Source organism: Falsirhodobacter sp. 1013, from assembly GCF_051195255.1.
Classification (GTDB): Bacteria; Pseudomonadota; Alphaproteobacteria; order Rhodobacterales; family Rhodobacteraceae; genus Falsirhodobacter.
This window is the reverse complement of sequence record NZ_JBNJLK010000001.1, coordinates 621,969-639,710: the sequence shown is the minus strand read 5'-3', so window position 1 is coordinate 639,710 and position 17,742 is coordinate 621,969. Positions and strand designations below refer to the sequence as shown.

Annotated in this window: 17 protein-coding genes; 8 read left to right on the top strand and 9 right to left on the bottom strand. The window is 67.3% G+C overall.

Annotation, left to right across the window (positions count from 1 at the left end; all coding sequences use genetic code 11):
- Positions 1–20 precede the first annotated feature (20 nt).
- The 4 genes from ACSHZY_RS03265 to addA are packed head-to-tail and all read left to right on the top strand — an operon-like array spanning position 21 to position 7,723.
- Positions 21–959 carry an aminoglycoside phosphotransferase family protein gene (locus ACSHZY_RS03265; protein WP_435165472.1) on the top strand — a complete coding sequence of 313 codons (939 nt, stop codon included), beginning with the start codon at positions 21–23 and terminating at the stop codon, positions 957–959.
- Positions 947–1,600: a nucleotidyltransferase family protein gene (locus ACSHZY_RS03260; protein ID WP_435165316.1), complete on the top strand. Its 654-nt coding sequence runs from the start codon at positions 947–949 to the stop codon at positions 1,598–1,600. The genes ACSHZY_RS03265 and ACSHZY_RS03260 overlap by 13 nt, the downstream gene beginning before the upstream one ends.
- Positions 1,593–4,478 carry a double-strand break repair protein AddB gene (gene addB, locus ACSHZY_RS03255; protein WP_435165313.1) on the top strand — a complete coding sequence of 962 codons (2,886 nt, stop codon included), beginning with the start codon at positions 1,593–1,595 and terminating at the stop codon, positions 4,476–4,478. Before ACSHZY_RS03260 ends, addB begins: the two co-directional genes overlap by 8 nt.
- Positions 4,475–7,723: a double-strand break repair helicase AddA gene (addA, locus tag ACSHZY_RS03250; protein ID WP_435165311.1), complete on the top strand. Its 3,249-nt coding sequence runs from the start codon at positions 4,475–4,477 to the stop codon at positions 7,721–7,723. The genes addB and addA overlap by 4 nt, the downstream gene beginning before the upstream one ends.
- A gap of 3 nt (positions 7,724–7,726) precedes the next feature.
- Here the strand turns inward: addA and metF are convergent, their stop codons facing one another.
- The 6 genes from metF to rfbC all read right to left on the bottom strand — a co-directional run bounded on the left by metF (position 7,727) and on the right by rfbC (position 12,728).
- On the bottom strand, positions 7,727–8,584 hold the full coding sequence (gene metF / locus ACSHZY_RS03245; protein WP_435165308.1) for a methylenetetrahydrofolate reductase [NAD(P)H]: 858 nt from the start codon (positions 8,582–8,584) through the stop codon (positions 7,727–7,729).
- 93 nt (positions 8,585–8,677) lie between these two features.
- The gene (locus tag ACSHZY_RS03240) at positions 8,678–9,355 is read right to left on the bottom strand and encodes an SDR family NAD(P)-dependent oxidoreductase (RefSeq protein WP_435165305.1); all 678 of its coding nucleotides are present in this window, start codon (positions 9,353–9,355) and stop codon (positions 8,678–8,680) included.
- A 58-nt stretch (positions 9,356–9,413) separates the two neighbouring features.
- Positions 9,414–10,286: a glucose-1-phosphate thymidylyltransferase RfbA gene (gene rfbA, locus ACSHZY_RS03235; protein WP_435165303.1), complete on the bottom strand. Its 873-nt coding sequence runs from the start codon at positions 10,284–10,286 to the stop codon at positions 9,414–9,416.
- Positions 10,283–11,128: a dTDP-4-dehydrorhamnose reductase gene (gene rfbD / locus ACSHZY_RS03230; RefSeq protein ID WP_435165300.1), complete on the bottom strand. Its 846-nt coding sequence runs from the start codon at positions 11,126–11,128 to the stop codon at positions 10,283–10,285. Before rfbD ends, rfbA begins: the two co-directional genes overlap by 4 nt.
- Complete coding sequence (gene rfbB / locus ACSHZY_RS03225; protein WP_435165298.1) at positions 11,125–12,165, bottom strand: dTDP-glucose 4,6-dehydratase; 1,041 nt, start codon at positions 12,163–12,165, stop codon at positions 11,125–11,127. Before rfbB ends, rfbD begins: the two co-directional genes overlap by 4 nt.
- Positions 12,162–12,728: a dTDP-4-dehydrorhamnose 3,5-epimerase gene (gene rfbC / locus ACSHZY_RS03220; protein WP_435165296.1), complete on the bottom strand. Its 567-nt coding sequence runs from the start codon at positions 12,726–12,728 to the stop codon at positions 12,162–12,164. Before rfbC ends, rfbB begins: the two co-directional genes overlap by 4 nt.
- 123 nt (positions 12,729–12,851) lie before the next feature.
- On the opposite strand from rfbC, the gene trxA reads away from it, so the two are divergent.
- Together trxA and hslV are read left to right on the top strand one after the other, a co-directional pair.
- Complete coding sequence (gene trxA / locus ACSHZY_RS03215) at positions 12,852–13,172, top strand: thioredoxin (protein WP_435165293.1); 321 nt, start codon at positions 12,852–12,854, stop codon at positions 13,170–13,172.
- Positions 13,173–13,340: 168 nt separating this feature from the next.
- A complete protein-coding gene (gene hslV, locus ACSHZY_RS03210; RefSeq protein ID WP_435165291.1) occupies positions 13,341–13,904 on the top strand; it encodes an ATP-dependent protease subunit HslV in 564 nt (187 codons plus the stop codon).
- A 31-nt stretch (positions 13,905–13,935) separates the two neighbouring features.
- Here the strand turns inward: hslV and ACSHZY_RS03205 are convergent, their stop codons facing one another.
- Positions 13,936–14,424: a pyridoxamine 5'-phosphate oxidase family protein gene (locus ACSHZY_RS03205; RefSeq protein WP_435165289.1), complete on the bottom strand. Its 489-nt coding sequence runs from the start codon at positions 14,422–14,424 to the stop codon at positions 13,936–13,938.
- Positions 14,425–14,500: 76 nt separating this feature from the next.
- On the opposite strand from ACSHZY_RS03205, the gene hslU reads away from it, so the two are divergent.
- Complete coding sequence (gene hslU / locus ACSHZY_RS03200) at positions 14,501–15,799, top strand: ATP-dependent protease ATPase subunit HslU (protein WP_435165286.1); 1,299 nt, start codon at positions 14,501–14,503, stop codon at positions 15,797–15,799.
- Between the two features lie 82 nt (positions 15,800–15,881).
- Here hslU and ACSHZY_RS03195 read toward each other — a convergent pair whose 3' ends face one another.
- Positions 15,882–16,469, bottom strand: coding sequence for a Smr/MutS family protein (locus tag ACSHZY_RS03195; protein WP_435165283.1), 588 nt, complete (start codon positions 16,467–16,469; stop codon positions 15,882–15,884).
- A 61-nt stretch (positions 16,470–16,530) separates the two neighbouring features.
- Positions 16,531–17,193 carry a Tim44/TimA family putative adaptor protein gene (locus ACSHZY_RS03190; protein WP_435165280.1) on the bottom strand — a complete coding sequence of 221 codons (663 nt, stop codon included), beginning with the start codon at positions 17,191–17,193 and terminating at the stop codon, positions 16,531–16,533.
- 102 nt (positions 17,194–17,295) lie between these two features.
- Here ACSHZY_RS03190 and ACSHZY_RS03185 point away from each other — a divergent pair, with 102 nt between their 5' ends.
- Positions 17,296–17,736: an FxsA family protein gene (locus ACSHZY_RS03185; RefSeq protein WP_435165277.1), complete on the top strand. Its 441-nt coding sequence runs from the start codon at positions 17,296–17,298 to the stop codon at positions 17,734–17,736.
- The last annotated feature ends 6 nt before the right edge of the window (positions 17,737–17,742 follow it).

The following is a 17,742-nucleotide window of genomic DNA, read 5'->3' as shown; positions in this document are numbered from 1 at the left end:
GCCAGCAGCAGGCCAAACATATGCTGGTCGCGGCAGGATGGAGTGATGCCAAGCACACGCCCTTGGCCGGCGACGCCTCGGCCCGTAGCTATCAACGGTTGTCGGGGACGAAGGGGCAAGCGGTCCTGATGGACGCGCCACCCCGCAGCGGCGACGATCCGGCGGATTTCGTGGCCATCGGACAGCACCTGACGGGCCTTGGCCTGTCGGCGCCGAGGGTTCTGGCGCAAAACCTGCCGCAGGGTTTCCTGCTGCTGGAGGATCTGGGTGACGACCTCTACGCCCGCATCCTGACCCGGGCGCCGGAGCGTGAGGCCGAGCTTTATTCTGCGGCCACAGACGTCCTGATCCGGCTTCAGGATGCCCCTGCGCCCCAAGGTTTGCTCAATCTCCCCGCAGGGGAGTGGGCCGACGCGGTGCAGCCCGCCTTCGACTGGTATGGCCAATGTGCCGGGGCAACGGGAAATGCCACCGCCACCATCAGGGCCCTGACTGAAGCGCTGACCGCCCATGCCGACGGCCCCCGTGTCCTGATCCTGCGCGATTACCATGCGGAAAACCTGCTGTGGCTGCCCGAACGCGACGGGGTGGCGCGGGTCGGGCTTCTGGACTTCCAGCTGGGGCAGATGGGGCAGCCGGGCTATGACCTCGTGTCGCTGTTGCAGGACGCGCGCCGCGACGTGTCCCTCGCGACCGAGGAGGCGATGATCCGGCGGTTCGATCCGTCCGAGGCCTTCCGCGCGCAGTACGCCGTGCTGGGCGCCCAGCGCAACCTGCGCATCCTCGGCATCTTCGCGCGACTGGCCGTGATGGGAAAACCAGCCTATCTGCCGCTGATCCCGCGCGTCTGGGCCCATCTTCGACGCAACATGGCCCATCCGGCGCTGGCCGGGTTTCCCTTGGATCTGCCCGCCCCCACCCCTGACATTTTGGACAGGATCGCCCGATGCCGCCCCTGATGCTGTTTGCCGCGGGCCTAGGCACCCGCATGGGCGCCCTGACCGCCGATCGTCCCAAACCCATGATCCCGGTCGCGGGTCGCCCGCTGATCGACCACGCGCTGGCCATCGCGCGCGACGCGGGCGTCCCTCGGATCGTGGCCAATACGCATTATCTGGCCAACCGTCTTGTTCTGCCGCCCGACGTCATCGTCAGCCATGAACCGGACTTGCTGGAAACCGGCGGCGGCCTGCGCACGGCCCTGCCCCATCTGGATGCGGACACCGTGATGACCCTGAACACCGACGCGGTCTGGACCGGCGAAAACCCTCTGACCCAACTGTGGAGTGTTTGGGAACCTGACCGCATGGACGCCCTGCTGCTGCTGCTGCCCGCCGCGCAGGCCACCGGCTATCGTGGCACCGGTGATTTCAACGCAGGCCCCGTGCTGACGCGCGGCGGCGATCATGCGTATCTGGGCGCGCAGATCCTGAAGACGGACGGTCTGGCCCGCATTCCCGATCAGAAGTTCTCCCTGAACGTCCTGTGGGACCGGATGATCGCCGAGGGACGTCTGCACGGCGTGATCCACAAAGGCGGCTGGTGCGACGTGGGCCGTCCCGAAAGCATTCCCTTGGCGGAGGCGCTGCTGCATGGGTGAAGTGTCCGCCGTCCCGCTGGGCGTCGATTTTCCCTCCGCGCTGGTGCGCGGCCTTCTGCACCGCATGGACGGCCAGCCACCCGAGGCGATGGCCCGTGTCCAGCTGTTCCTGAACACCGCCCGGATGCGCCGCCGGGTGGTGGAGATCCTGACGGCCCGCGGCGCGCGCCTTCTGCCGCGCATCCACCTTCTGGGCGATCTGGCAAAGCTGGTGCCCGACCTGCCGGAAGCGGTTCCCCCCCTTCGCCTGCGGCTGGAACTGTCGCGCCTGATCGCGGCATTGCTGCAGGCGCAGCCCGATCTGGCCCCCCGCGCGGCCACCTATGACCTGGCCGACAGCCTCGCCACCCTGCTGGGAGAGATGGGGCAGGAGGACGTGACGCCCGAAGCCATCGCGAACATCGACGTGTCGCACCATTCGGCGCACTGGGCGCGGACGCAAAGCTTCCTGTCCATCGTGGCGCCGATCTTTGCCGGGCGGCCCGATGCCGACCGGCGCGGGCGGCTGGCCGCCGTGGCGCTCGCCGCGCGCTGGCAGGCGAACCCGCCGGGGCCGGTGATCGTCGCAGGCTCCACCGGATCACGCGGCGCGACGGCGCTGTTCATGCACGCGGTGGCACGGCTGGATCAGGGGGCGCTGGTGCTGCCGGGCTTTGACCGCGATCTGCCCTTGCCGGTGTGGGACACCCTGTCGGACGCGCTGACGGCCGAGGATCATCCCCAGTACCGCTTCCACCGCCTGATGCGCGATCTGGACCTGACGCCCGCGGATGTGACGGACTGGACGGACGACGTTCCAGTATCGCCCGACCGCAACCGCCTGATCTCCCTGTCCCTGCGCCCGGCGCCCGTGACCGACCAGTGGCTGGCCGAGGGCAAGGATTTGGGCGACCTGCGCGCCGCCACCCAGGACCTGACGCTGATCGAGGCGCCCCGCCCGCGGGTGGAGGCGCAGGCCATCGCCCTGATCCTGCGGCAGGCGGCCGAGGACGGAAAACGCGCGGCCCTGATCTCCCCCGACCGGGGGCTGACGCGGCGGGTCGCGGCGGCGCTGGACCGGTGGGGCATCGTGCCGGACGATTCCGCGGGCGAGCCGTTGCAGCAGACCGCCGCCGGCCGCCTGTTCCGCCACATCGGCCACCTGATGGGCCGCCGCCTGACGCCCGAGGCGCTGCTGACGCTGCTGAAGCACCCGCTGACAGCCACGGGTGCGGACCGGGGCAACCACCTGCGCTGGACACGGGATCTGGAACTGCACCTGCGCCGCAATGGCCCGCCCTTCCCCACGCCCGCCGACCTGACCGCCTGGGCCTCGGCCCGGCCCGCGGATGGGGTGGCCGACTGGGCCGCGTGGATCGGCGCCACGCTGGCGGCGTTGGAGCCTGTGGGCACGCGCCATCTGGCAGCGCATCTGGACCATCACCTGACCGTGGCCGCGCAGCTGGCCGCAGGGCCGGGGGCCACAGGGGCTGGCGACCTCTGGTCCGGCGCGGCGGGCGAGGCCGCCTTGTCCATCATCGGTGATCTTCAGGCCGAGGCGGAGCATGGCGGCGACATGACCACCGTCGATTACGCCGACCTGTTCGATTCCGTCCTGTCGCGCGGCGAGGTGCGGGAAACCGTCACCGCCCATCCCGGCATCATGATCTGGGGCACGCTGGAAGCGCGGGTGCAGGGCGCCGACCTCGTCATCCTTGGCGGGCTGAACGACGGGATCTGGCCCGCCCTGCCCGATCCCGATCCGTGGCTGAACCGGCAGATGCGGCTGCAGGCGGGCCTTTTGCTGCCCGAACGGCAGATCGGCCTGTCCTCGCACGATTACCAGCAGGCGATCGCCCTGCCCGAGGTGATCCTGTCCCGAGCGACCCGGGACGCAGAGGCGGAAACCGTGCCGTCGCGCTGGCTGAACCGGTTGCAGAACCTGATGGCGGGCCTTCCCGCGCAACAGGGGCCCGAAGCGCTGGACTGCATGCGCGCCAAGGGCCGCATTTGGCTGGAGATGGCGGCGCAACTGGAAGCGCCCGATGCGCCCGTGCCGCTGGCCCGCCGCCCCGCGCCCCGCCCGCCACTGGAAGCGCGCCCGAAGCAGCTGGCCGTGACGGGCATCCGCACGCTAATCCGCGACCCGTACGCGATCTACGCCCGCAACATCCTGCGCCTAAAGCCGCTGGACCCCCTGCGCCAGACACCGGACGCGCGTCTGCGGGGGTCCGTTCTGCACCGCATCCTGGAAACCTTCATCCGCGAGGGCGGCACGCCCACCCACGCCCGCCTGCTGGCCACCGCCGCGCAGGTTCTGGCCGAGGATGTGCCTTGGCCCGCCGCCCGTGCCCTGTGGCTGGCCCGGCTGGAGCGCGCGGCGGACTTCTTCATCGCGCTGGAAACCGCGTCCGAGGCAGAACCCGTCTGGTTGGAGGATTCGGGCGGCGTTCAGGTCGATCCGCTGGACTTCCGCCTGACGGCCCGGCCCGACCGGATCGACCGCCTGCTGGACGGTACGCTGCACATCGTCGATTACAAGACCGGCACGCCGCCCACGCAAAAGCAGCAGGCCGCGTTCGAAAAGCAGCTGTTGCTGGAAGCCGCCATGGCCGAACGCGGGGGCTTCAAGGCGCTGGGCCCGACGCCCGTCCGCCGTGTCAGCTATATTGGCCTTGGCCCCCGTCCGAAGATCGAAGCGACCGAAATCACGGAGGAGCTTCTGGGCAAGGTCTGGGAACAGCTGCACGCCCTGATCGGGCAATACGGGAACCGGGCGCAGGGCTATGCCGCCCGCCGCGCCGTGTTCGAGGACCGGATGGAAGGGGATTACGATCACCTTGCCCGGTTTGGAGAGTGGGAGATGCAGGACCCGTCGCATCCGGAGGACGTGGGATGAACATGGACGACGCCACCCTTCGCCAGGTGACCGCCGCGCGGCCCGACGCTTCCACCTGGCTGTCGGCCAATGCCGGATCGGGCAAGACGCGGGTGCTGACCGACCGCGTGGCGCGGCTGCTGCTGGCCGACGTGTCCCCCCAGCGCATCCTGTGCCTGACCTACACCAAGGCCGCCGCGACCGAGATGCAGAACCGCCTGTTCCGTCGCCTTGGCGAATGGGCGATGCTGGAAGACGCCGCCCTGACCGAGGCGCTGTCGCAGCTGGGCGTGGGCGCGCTGGCACCCGACACGCTGGCCAAGGCCCGCCGCCTGTTCGCCCGCGCGATCGAGACGCCGGGCGGTTTGCGCATCCAGACCATCCACTCGTTCTGCGCGACGCTTTTGCGGCGGTTCCCGCTGGAGGCGGGCGTGTCCCCCAGCTTCACCGAGATGGACGACCGCGCGGCCGCCCTTCTGCGCGACGACATCATCGAGGAGATGGCCGACCGTCTGGCCCCCGACGCCGTTGCCACGCTGGCGCGCGCCTTCACCGGCGCGGATTTCGCGGACCTGTCGGCCCAGATGGCCAGCCAGCGCGACGGGCTGGTGCCCGCCCTGCCCGCGGCGCAGATCCGGGCCGCCTGCGGGCTGGACGACGACGACACGCCTGACGCCATCCTGTCCCGCGTGTTCCTGGGGGGTGAGGCCGACTGGCTGGCGCAGGTGGCCGACATCCTGACAACGGGCAGTGCGACGGACGCGAAGAACGCGCCCCGCCTGCGCGTGCTTCCGGACATGGACGGGCTGGCCACGCTGGAAGACGTCCTGCTGACCGGCGCCGGCGCGAAGGAGCCGTTCACCGCCAAGATCGGCAGCTTCCCGACCAAGGCCACCCGTGCCGCCCTTGGCCCCCTTCTGGACCGGCTGGAAGACCTGATGCGCCGGGTGGAAGACGCGCGGCCGAAGCGCCTTGCCTTGCGCGCGGCCCAGCGCAGCGTGGCGCTGCACGATTTCGCCGCGGTGTTCCTGCCGGAATACGACAAGCGCAAGGCCGCCCGCGGCTGGCTGGACTTCGACGACCTGATCCGCCGCACCGTGCACCTGCTGACCGACCCGTCGGTGGCGCAATGGGTGCTGTTCCGGCTGGACGGCGGCATCGACCACATCCTTGTGGACGAGGCGCAGGACACTTCCCCCGAACAATGGCGCGTGATCGAGTTGCTGGCGCAGGAATTCGCCTCGGGCCAAGGGGCGCGGGACGTGGAACGCACCATCTTCGTGGTCGGTGACAAGAAGCAGTCGATCTATTCCTTCCAAGGCGCGGACGTGGCCGCCTTCGACCGGATGAAGGGGCATTTCGCCTCCCGCCTCGCCGAGGCGCAGCTTGGCCTTCAGGACCTGCAGTTGGAACATTCGTTCCGATCCTCGGCCACGATCCTGCGGCTGGTGGACCGCACCTTCGACGACACCCCGCCCGAGGCGCTGGGCGGAGCCATGCGCCACATCGCCTTCCGCGACATGCCGGGCCGGGCCGAGTTGTGGCCGGTGGTGGAGCCGTCGGAAACGCCGGAGGACGAAGACTGGTCCAGCCCCGTCGACCTGATTTCCGACGAGCATCACCACGCGCGGCTGGCGACCCGGATCGCGGACCGCATCGGAGAGATGATCCGCACCGGCGTGCAGATCCCCGACGGGCGCGGCTTCCGGCCCTGCCATGCCGGCGACTTCCTGATCCTGGTGCGCGGGCGGGGCGGCGTGTTCAACCCGCTGATCCGCGCCTGCAAGGTGGCGGGCCTGCCCATTGCCGGGGCCGACCGGCTGAAGCTGGGCGCCGAACTGGCCGTGCGCGACCTGACGGCGCTTTTGTCCTTCCTCTCCACCCCCGAGGATGACCTGTCGCTGGCCGCCATCCTGCGCTCCCCCCTGTTCGGGTGGAGCGAGGATGAGCTGTACCGTCTGGCCCAGCCGCGCGAAGGTTACCTTTGGGCCGCGCTGCGCCATGTGGAGGGCGAGACGACGCGCATCCTGCGCGACCTGCGCAACAATTCGGACTTCCTGCGCCCCTATGACCTGATCGAGCGGGTGCTGACCCGCCATGACGGCCGTCGCCGCCTTCTGGCGCGTCTGGGGGCCGAGGCGGAGGATGGCATCGACGAGCTGCTGTCGCAGGCGCTGGCCTATGAACAGACGGACGTGCCCAGCCTGACCGGCTTCCTGTCCTGGCTGACCACGGACGAGGTGGAGGTGAAGCGCCGCATGGACAGCGCGGGCCGCATGATCCGCGTGATGACGGTGCATGGCGCGAAGGGGCTGGAAGCGCCGATCGTGATCCTGCCCGACATCGCCGATCATCGCCCACAAGACCGCGAAGAACTGGTCGCCGTGGAAGGCGGCACGCTGTGGAAGGTGGCGCAGGCCGAGGCGCCCGCCGTCATGGCCGAGGCGCTGGCCGCCCGCAAGGCCGCGCGCGAAGCGGAGTCGCTGCGGCTGCTGTATGTGGCGCTGACCCGGGCCCAGTGCTGGCTGATCGCGGCGGCGGCGGGGAAGGTGGATCAGGATGACAACTGGTACAACCTGATCCGCCAAGGCATGAAGCGCGCCGGCGCCGTGGAACATGACCGCGGGCTGCGGCTGGAGGATGGGGTCTGGCCCGATCCCGCCCCCGCAGCGGCCGAGGCGGTGCCAGACCGGGTGGCGCTGCCCGACTGGACGTGGCGGCACGCGGGCGATCCCCCCGCGCTGCCGAAGCTGCTGTCGCCGTCGAACCTTGGCGGGGTCAAGGCCTTGGCCGGCGAGGGGCTTGAGGAAGAGGCCGCCAAGGCGCGCGGCACGCAGTTGCACCTGCTGCTGGAACATCTGCCGACCGCGCCGGACCGCGCGCTTCAACGGGTGCCCGATGAAACCCTTCTGGCCGAGGCTCGCGCCGTTCTGGCCACGCATCCCGCGCTGTTCGCGCCCGAAACACTGGCCGAAGTGCCGGTGACCGCCGATCTGCATGGGGAGCGTCTGTATGGCACCATCGACCGGCTGATCGTGGCGCCCGACCATGTGCTGGCCATCGACTTCAAGTCGAACATGACGGTGCCCGCAACGCCGGATCAGGTGCCGGAAGGGATCCTGCGCCAGATGGGCGCCTATGCTCACGCGCTGGCGCAGATCTGGCCGGACCTTCCGATCCGCACGGCGATCCTGTGGACCCGCAACGCGACGCTGATGGACCTGCCGCCGGATCTGGTGCAGGCGGCGCTGAACAGGCGGGACTGAGGCCTAGGCCACGTCCCGTTCGTTCGTGCTGCGCAGGCCCAGCGCCAGGCAGACGTCGCGGCTCAGATGCGGGCGGTTGAGGGTGTAGAAATGCAGATCCTCCACACCTTCATCCACAAGGCGGGTGCAGAGTTCGTAGCACAGCCGGATGGCCAGCGCCTCGTGCCGGTCCTTTTCCGTCGATTCGAAACGTGCGGAAAGCCAATCGGGAACGGTCTGGCCGCAGCGCAGGGCGAAGCGGCGGACGCCTTCGAAATTCTCGATCGGCAGGATGCCGGGCAGGATGGGCGCGGTGATGCCAGCTTTTGCACAGGCGTCGCGGAAGCGCAGGAAGGTGTCGGCTTCGAAGAAGAACTGGGTGATGGCGCTGTTCGCGCCCGCGTCGATCTTGCGCTTCAGCCATTCGACATCCGCGCCGGGATGCCCTGCTTCGGGGTGAGGTTCGGGATAGGCGCCCACGCGGATTTGGAAGCGGCCGGTGGCGGCCAGCGCCTTTACCAGTTCCACCGAATCCGCAAAGCCTTCGGGATGGGGCGTGAAGCGTTCCACCCCTTTCGGGGCGTCGCCGCGCAGGGCCACGATCTCGGTCACGCCGGCGTCGGCATAGGTGTTCGCGATTTCCAGCGTTTCGGTGCGCGTGGCGTCCACGCAGGTCAGGTGCGCCGCGACGTTCAGGCCGAAGTTGCGGCCGATCGTCGTCACCGCCTCATGCGTCAGCTGGCGGGTGGTGCCGCCCGCACCATAGGTAACGGAACAGAAGCCCGGCTCCAGCGGGGCCAGCATGCGCACGGTTTCCCACAACCGGAACGACGCATCCAGCGTCTTGGGGGGGAAGAATTCGAACGAGATCCGGGGGGCCATGCGCGCTCCTATGCCTGTGACGAGGTCATACCATAGGAGCCACCACGCAACCAATTCATTGTTTGCAACACAAACATGAGGCGCACCGCAGGATCATCCGGCATAGATCATCTTCTTCGTCATGCCGCCATCGATCGCAAGGCATTGGCCCGTCATGAATTCCGCCTGCGCCAGATACAGGACGGCCTGCGCGATGTCGTCCGGCCGCCCCACCCGCCCTGCAGGATGTTGCGCATGATCTTCGGGCGAAAGGTCGGTCGCGTCGGTGATCCAGCCCGGCGCGAGGGCGTTCGCGCGAATCCGCGGCCCCAACTGCACGGCCAGCGCCTGGGTCAGGCCGACCATCCCGCCCTTGGCGGCGGCATAAGCGAAATCTCCGCCTTCGGACATCAGCGCCCGTGTGGACGCCATCATGACGATGGACGCCCCTTCGCGCAGGATGGGAAGAGCGGCGCGGCTCATCAGGAAGGCGCCGGTCAGGTGGGTGTTCAGGAACCCGTTCCAGTCGTCCAGGGAGGTCGTGGCCAGATCCATGGAGGTTCCGCCTGTCACCCGCCCACCATTGTTGACCAGCAGATCGAGGCTGTCCCAGCCCAGCGCCTTCATCGCCGCCGTGACAGACGCCTCATCGCCCAGATCGCAGTCCACGTGCCGCCCCAGCCGCGAGGGGCGGAGGTCGAAGCTCGCGACCTCCCACCCTTCGTCCAGCAAGCGGGCGATGATGCCCTGCCCGATCAGGCCGGCTCCTCCGGTGACGATGGCGCGTTTCATGGCGGCTCCTTCCCTGCAAAAGCGGGGATCTAGTTCGGGGCGGCCATGAAGTCACGCTTCAGCGCAGCAGGTCCTGCAGCGCCTTGCCGTAGTTCGTCTTGCGGAACAGGTTGATCCGGTCGGCCAGCTGGCTTTCGTTGATCCAGCCCTGGGTGAAGCCGATCTCGTCCGGGCTGCCGGTCTGCAGACCCTGACGTTCCTCCAGCGTGCGCACGAAGTTGCCGGCGTCCAGAAGGCTGGCATGGGTGCCGGTGTCGAGCCAGGCGTAGCCGCGCCCCATCTGCTGCACATTCAGCAGGCCTTCCTCCAGATACATTTCCAGAAGCGAGGTGATCTCGAGCTCTCCCCGCCCCGAAGGCACCACCCGCGAGGCACGTTCAGACGCCGTGCCGTCCAGGAAGTAGAGCCCCGTCACGGCGTAGTTCGACGGCGGCACGTCCGGCTTTTCGATGATCGTGGACACGCGTCCCGCCTCGTCGAAGGCGACCACACCATAGCGTTCGGGATCGGCCACGTGATAGCCGAAGACGGTGCCGCCCTTGGGCTGCGCGTCCGCCGCCTTCAGAAGCTGCGGCAGGCCGTGGCCGAAGAAGATGTTGTCGCCCAGAACCATGGCCGAGGGCGCGCCATTCAGGAAGTCCTTCGCGATCAGGTAGGCCTGCGCCAGCCCGTCGGGGCTGGGCTGGACCAGCCAGGTGATGCGGATGCCCCACTGGCTGCCGTCTCCCATCAGCCGCTGGAATTGGTCCTGATCCTGCGGGGTGGTGATGATCGCGATCTCGCGGATGCCGGCCAGCATCAGGACCGACAACGGATAATAGATCATCGGCTTGTCATAGAGCGGCAGAAGCTGCTTCGACACGCCCATGGTGATCGGATACAGGCGCGTGCCCGATCCGCCGGCCAGAATGATACCTTTGCGTTGCGTCACTTGCCCGCTCCCAATTCGGTCAACACGTCTTTCAGGCCAAGGCGCCAGTCGGGGCGCGACAGGCCGAACACCGCCAGATCGCTGCAGTCCATCCGGCTGTTGGCGGGCCGTTTCCCCAGCGTCGGATAGCCGGAGGTCGGAATGTATTCCACCTCCGTCGTCAGGCCCGCGCCGTCAAAGATCGCGGAGGCGAAATCCGCCCAGCTGACATCCGGCCCGCCCGACAGGTGGTAGATGCCGGACTTCGACGGATCGTCCTGCAGGGCCTTGGCCATCGCGATGCAGGTGTCGGCGATGTCGGCAGCGGCGGTGGGACCACCGATCTGGTCTTCCACCACGCTGACCTTCCCGCGTTCGGCCAGCCGCAGCATCGTCTTGACGAAGTTGTTGCCGTGGGCCGAAAAGACCCAGCTGGTGCGCAGGATGGCGAAGGTGCCACCGGCCGCCTGCACGCCCTGTTCGCCCGCCAGCTTGGACCGGCCATAGGCCCCGATCGGACCCGTCGCGTCCGAGGGCGTCCAAGGTGCCGTGCCGCTGCCATCGAACACGTAGTCGGTGGAGATGTGGATGAACGGGATGCCCTTTTCGGCGCAGGCGCGGGCCATGGCCGCCGGCGCGTCCCCGTTGACGACGGTGGCGGCCGCTTCCTCGGTTTCCGCCTTGTCGACGGCGGTCCAGGCGGCTGCGTTGATCACGGCCGTCGCGTCGCTGTCACGGATGGCGGCGGCGCAGGCGGCCGGATCGGACAGGTCGGCATGGGTGCGCGACAGGAAGGTGGCGTCGGGCAGGCGGCGCTTCAGTTCCTGCGCGACCTGGCCGGTTTCTCCGAAAACGAGGATCATGCCTTCACACCCAGACGCTGGCCCACGCCCTGCCGGTCCTGCAGCGGACGCCACCAGGTTTCGTTCGCCAGATACCAGTCCACCGTCTTTTCCAGCCCCTGTTCCAGCGTGACCGACGGGCGCCAGCCCAGTTCGGTGCGGATGCGCGTGGGGTCGATGGCATAGCGCAGATCATGGCCCGGACGGTCGGTCACGAAGGTGATCTGATCGGCATAGGCGTGGTTCTTGGGGCGCTTTTCATCAAGGATCGCGCAGATGGTCTGCACGATGTCGATGTTCCTGGCCTCGTTCTCGCCGCCGATGTTGTAGCTGCGGCCGAGTTCGCCCTTTTGCACCACGGTCAGCAGCGCGTCGGCGTGGTCTTCCACATACAGCCAGTCGCGGACATTCTCCCCCTTGCCATAGACGGGGATCGGTTCACCGGCCAAAGCCTTCAGGATCACGACCGGGATCAGCTTTTCCGGAAAGTGATAGGGGCCGTAATTGTTGGAGCAGTTGGTCATCACCACCGGCAACCCGTAGGTTTCATGCCACGCGCGCACCAGATGGTCCGATCCGGCCTTGGAGGCGGAATAGGGGGAGTTCGGGGCGTAGGGCGTGTCTTCGGTGAACTGGCCGGTTTCGCCCAGCGTGCCGAACACCTCGTCGGTGGAGATGTGGTGGAAGCGGAACGTGTCGGGCTTGCCTTGCTGGGTCCAGAAGGCGCGTGCGGCTTCCAGCATGTTGAAGGTGCCCAGCACGTTCGTTTCGATGAAATCACCGGGGGCGTCGATGGAACGGTCCACGTGGGATTCGGCGGCCAGGTGCATCACGGCGTCCGGCTTGTGCTGCGCGAAGATGCGGTCCAGCGCGGCACGGTCGCGGATGTCGGCCTTCTCGAACACGTAGTTGGGGCTTTTCGCCGCCTCGGCCACGTTATCCTCGCAGGCGGCATAGGTCAGCGCGTCCACGTTCACGACCGAATGGCCGTCGCGGATCGCCTGACGCACCACGGCTGAACCGATGAAGCCGGCGCCGCCGGTGATCAGGATGTTCATGCAGGCTCCATCACGAAGGGGGATTTGAAATCGGCAAGGCTTTGCGCCGCGGCGTCCTTGTCGGACAGAAGCGGGATGACACCGGCCGGCAGCGGCCAGTCAATGCCCGCGCTGTCCCAGCGCACCGCGCCGTCGCATTCGGGGGCGTAGTGGTCGGTGCACTTGTAGCAGATCTCGGTATCGTCGGTCAGCGTGGCGAAGCCGTGCAGGAAACCGGCCGGGATCCACAGTTGCTTGCCATTCTCGAACGACAGTTCCGCCCCCGTCCATTGGCCGTAGGTGGGGGAGCCGATGCGGATGTCCACCGCCACGTCGAACAGCGATCCGCGCCCGCAGCGCACCAGCTTGCCCTGCGCGTGCGGCGGCGACTGGAAGTGCAGGCCGCGCACGGTTCCGGCCTTTGCCGACATGGAATGGTTGTCCTGAACAAACTCCGGCAGATCAACCCCGGATTGCATCAGTGTACGCCGATTCCAGCTTTCCGAGAAGAATCCGCGCGAGTCGCCGAAACGCCTTGGAGTCAAAAGAAGAACGCCCGGAAGGCTTGTCGGTTCGATCTGCATGGCCACCCTCTTGTTTGCGCTTAGGTTTGTCGGGAACGCGGGCATGACGCAAGCAAATACCGGGCGCTTGACGCGTTTGGGTTGCATGCCTACCTCTATGACCCATCAGACAGGAGTTTGCCCATGGCCACCGTTCCCGTAACCGACACGACCTTCGATGCCGAAGTGCGTCAGTCGGACATTCCCGTCGTCGTGGACTTCTGGGCCGAATGGTGCGGCCCTTGCCGCCAGATCGGGCCGGCCCTGGAAGAACTGGCCGTCGAATATGCCGGCAAGGTCAAGATCGTGAAGGTCAACGTCGACGAAAATCCCGTCAGCCCGGCCGAACTGGGCGTGCGCGGTATTCCGGCGCTGTTCATGTTCAAGGACGGGCAGGTCGTGTCGAACAAGATCGGCGCGGCGCCCAAGGCGGCCTTGGCCAACTGGATCAAGAGCGAGATCTGAGAAACGGGCCCCTTCGGGGGCCTTTTCTTTTCGCGCATCGTGCGGGATCCCCTCGCATACCCCTTATTCCCAAGCAAAGTTCCGCAAGGCCGTCCGGCCTCCACCCCCTGAAGGGTTGAGGCCTCCTTGCCCTGTCGCCATATACACCCCGACAGAAAAGGAGAAACCATGGCGGAGACGCAATTTCCCGGCTGGCACGGCACGACCATCATCGGCGTGCGCCGGGGCGACGAAGTTGTCATTGCCGGCGACGGACAGGTGAGCCTGGGTCAGACGGTGATCAAGGGCACGGCCCGCAAGGTGCGCCGCCTGTCCCCCGGCGGGCGGGATGTGGTGGCCGGGTTTGCAGGCTCCACCGCCGATGCCTTCACGTTGCTGGAACGTCTGGAAACGAAGCTGGAAGCGTTTCCGGGGCAGCTGGCCCGGGCCAGCGTCGAACTGGCCAAGGACTGGCGGACGGACAAGTATCTGCAAAAGCTGGAAGCCATGCTGATCGTCACCGATGGCACGGATCTTCTGGTCATCACCGGGGCCGGCGACGTGCTGGAGCCGGAGCATGACGTCGCGGCCATCGGATCGGGCGGGAATTTCGCACTGGCGGCCGCGCGGGGGCTGATGTCTACCGACCTTGGGGCCGAGGACATCGCCCGTCAGGCGATGGCCATCGCGGCGGACATCTGCGTCTATACCAACGGCAAGCTGACGGTGGAACGCATTGCACGCCAAGGCTGAAGGACATGCCGGCCCGAAGGCCGGCATCGCATCACAGCTGGACGGTGGCCTTCTTGCCCTGCGCGTCCTTTTTCGGGTCGGACAGGCCAAGGGCCGTCTTGACGCCGGCCACGACACTGGAGCTGTCTTCCCAGATCTCGGCATGGTCGGGCTCGAAGCGGATCAGGGCGATCTTGGGATCGTCCTTGCCGCCTTCGTACCAAGCGGCGACGTGGCTGTTCCACAAACGGTCGATGACCGCGCGGTCATAGGAAATGGTGACGTTGCCGTGGACGCAGGCCCAAAGGTCATGCCCCTTGGAGACGTAGTGGACGAAGGCCGCGCTTCCGGCATGGGCCGCTTCAACCATGTCGTTGTCCTTGGTGGTGAACACCCACAGCGGGCCGTGTTCGCCCCCTTCGCTGATCAGCGTCATCGGGCGTCCGTGCCCGTGTTCGGCGTTCGACAGGCCAAGGAAGGCCGTCGCGTGGTCGTTGAGGGCTTTCCACAGTTTCTTTTCAAGTTCTGCCGGTGTTGGCATGACCAATCCTCCATATATTTCCACGACAACGATGGTCGCGCGGCGAATGTTCCGCTGGCGGCCTGAAGGAGACGCGATGACAGACCTGACCCCCCGAGAGATCGTTGGCGAGCTGGACCGCTTCATCATCGGCCAGTCGGGCGCCAAGCGCGCCGTGGCCGTGGCCCTGCGCAACCGCTGGCGCCGCAAGCAGCTGGGCGACGATCTGCGCGACGAGGTCTATCCCAAGAACATCCTGATGATCGGCCCCACGGGTGTCGGCAAGACCGAGATCAGCCGCCGCTTGGCCAAGCTGGCGCGCGCGCCTTTCCTGAAGGTCGAGGCGACGAAGTTCACCGAGGTCGGCTATGTCGGGCGCGACGTGGAAAGCATCATCCGCGACCTGGTGGACGCCGCCATGGTGGAAACGCGCGAATGGATGCGCGAGGATGTGAAGGCCCGCGCCGCCAAGGCCGCCGAAGACCGCGTGATCGAGGCGCTGGCCGGCAAGGACGCGCGCGAGCAGACGCGCGAGATGTTCCGCAAGAAGCTGAAATCGGGCGAACTGGACGGCCAGGTGATCGAGCTGGAGGTGCGCGACACTTCCAACCCGCTGGGCAACATGGAGATCCCGGGCCAGCAGCCGGGCATGATGCAGTTGGGCGACATCTTCGGAAAGGCCTTCGGCGGGCGCACCGTGCGCAAGAAGATGACCGTGGCCGACAGCCATGACGTCCTGATGAACGACGAGGCCGACAAGCTGCTGGATGACGAGGCCGTGAAGGCCGCGGCGCTGGAGGCCGTGCAGCAGAACGGCATCGTCTTCATCGACGAGATCGACAAGGTCTGCGCCCGCAGCGACAACCGCAGCGGCGACGTGTCCCGCGAAGGCGTGCAGCGCGACCTGCTGCCGCTGATCGAGGGCACCACCGTGTCCACCAAGCATGGCGCGGTGAAGACGGACCACATCCTGTTCATCGCTTCGGGCGCGTTCCACGTGGCGAAACCGTCGGACCTGCTGCCGGAACTTCAGGGCCGTCTGCCCATCCGGGTGGAATTGCAGGCCCTGACCGAAGGCGACTTCATCCGCATCCTGACCGACACGGACAACGCCTTGACCCGCCAATACACCGCCCTGATGGCGACCGAGGGCGTGGATGTCTCGTTCAGCCCCGACGGCATTGCCGCGCTGGCGCGGATCGCGGCCGAGGTCAACGGCTCGGTCGAGAACATCGGGGCGCGGCGGCTGTACACCGTGATCGAGCGGGTGTTCGAGGAGTTGTCCTTTGTGGCCCCGGACCGGGACGGCCAGGCCGTGGTCGTCGACGCGGCCTATGTGGAGGCGAATCTTGGCACGCTGGCGCGCAGCACCGACGTGTCGCGTTACATGCTGTAAAGCCAAGGCCCGTCCTGTCCTTGCACCGGGTGCGAAGACGGGACGGTTGCTAAGGGGCCGATAAACGCAGCCGGCACCACGATCAGCGCCGGCGAAGATAAACGTAATAGGCGCCCATGCCGCCGTGCTTCAGATGCGCCTCGGCCACCTGCTGCACCACCGGGCCCAAAGGCGGCAGGCGCAGCCACTGGGGAACCTGGTGGCGCAGCACGCCCATGCGGGTGGGGATGGGGCCCCCTTCGTCGCGCACCTTGCCCTTGCCCGTGATGACCAGCACCAGCCGCATCCCCTGACGGTAGGCCTCCAGCACGAAATGCATCAGTTCGGGATGGGCTTCGGCCAGCGTCATGCCGTGAAGGTCGATCCGCGCTTCGGGCGCCAGGCGGCCGCGCGACATGCGGGCGAACTGCTTGGCGTCCATCTTGAGCGGATGGGCCGCTATCTGTTCCCGCAGCGTGGGTGCGATGTCATGCGGACGAGTGGAGGTTCGGGCGCCCATGGTGAAGGGCCCCAACGACACGGGATCGGCCTTCGGGGATGACGACATCGGGGGTTCGGGGGGCGTGACCGGAACAGGCACGCGCTTTTCGGCATGCATCGCGTGGGCGGTGCGGGCCACGGCCTGCCACAGCTCCTGCTCCTCGGGGCGGAGGGTGCGACGGCGGGCCATCAGGCATCCTGCCATGCAAAAGCCGCCGGAAGACCGGCGGCCCGGGGGGAAGACGGGGCGATCACTCGCCCGTCGCGACGAGACGCCAGTTCGGATCCTGTGCGCCCATCGCCCGCTGGAACGTCCACAGGTCGCGCTGGCGCTTCAGTTCGGTATCGCTGCCTTCCACGACCTCGCCGGCGGCGTTCTTCACGACCGTCGTCATCTCGGCCATGAAGCGGACGGTGATTTCCGCGATGCGGCTGGTGTCCGAGAAGGTCGCCTCGTTCACGGCCAGTTCGCGGATGCCGATGATGTTCGAATGCACCGTCAGGCCCTGCGCCCGGCGGGCTTCGACGGCTTGGGCGAAAGCGTCGTGCACTTCGGGTGCGATGAAGCCCCGCACGCTGTCCAGATCGCCACGGTCGAAGGCCTTAAGGATCATCTCATAGGCACTGCGGGCGCCCGTCAGGAATTCGCCCACCGAAAACGACGGCTCCACCCGCTTCATCGCGGCCAGCGCCTTCGCACTGTCGGAGGATTCGGGCACATGGTCCGTGATGTCGCGATCCGGCCCGCCCGCGACCACGTCCGGTCGAAGGGTTCCCACCGGTTCGACCGTGCCCGGCTGGATGGGCGGCTTTTCGTAACCGGTGCGCGTGCCAAGAACCGATCGCAGCTTCAGGATCAGGAACACTGCAATGGCTGCAAGGACAAGAAGCTGGATCACGGTCGACGAACTCATGCATTACCTCGGTCAGGGGTTTGGGATTTGCCCCGCAGCCCTTATGTAGGGACCGCGCGCGACCAAGTCCACAGCCGCGCCGTTTTGAGAAGGAGCCTTTGCATGTGGCCTTTTGCCCTGCTGATCGCCTTGCCGCTGATCGAGATCAGCCTGTTCGTGACCATCGGGTCGGCCATCGGGCTGGGCGCGACGCTGCTGATCATCCTCGCGACGGCCATGGGCGGCATGGCGCTGATCCGGGCCCAGGGCGGCACGTCCCGCATGCGGGAGTTTCAAACCAAGGGCGATCCGCTGTCGCCGCTGGCCCACAAGGCCATGCTGGTGGCGGCCGGCATCCTGCTGATCCTGCCCGGTTTCCTGACCGACACGCTGGGCCTGCTACTGATGCTGCCGCCCGTGCGTAAGCTGGTCATACGCCGGATCGCGGCCAAGGTGCGGATCAAACGCCCCCGTCCGGCCGAGGCGGCCATCGACGGGGAATTCATTGATCTTGAATCGGAAAAGGTAACCCACCGGCCGCCTTCGGCGTGGACCCGGCACTGATTGTCT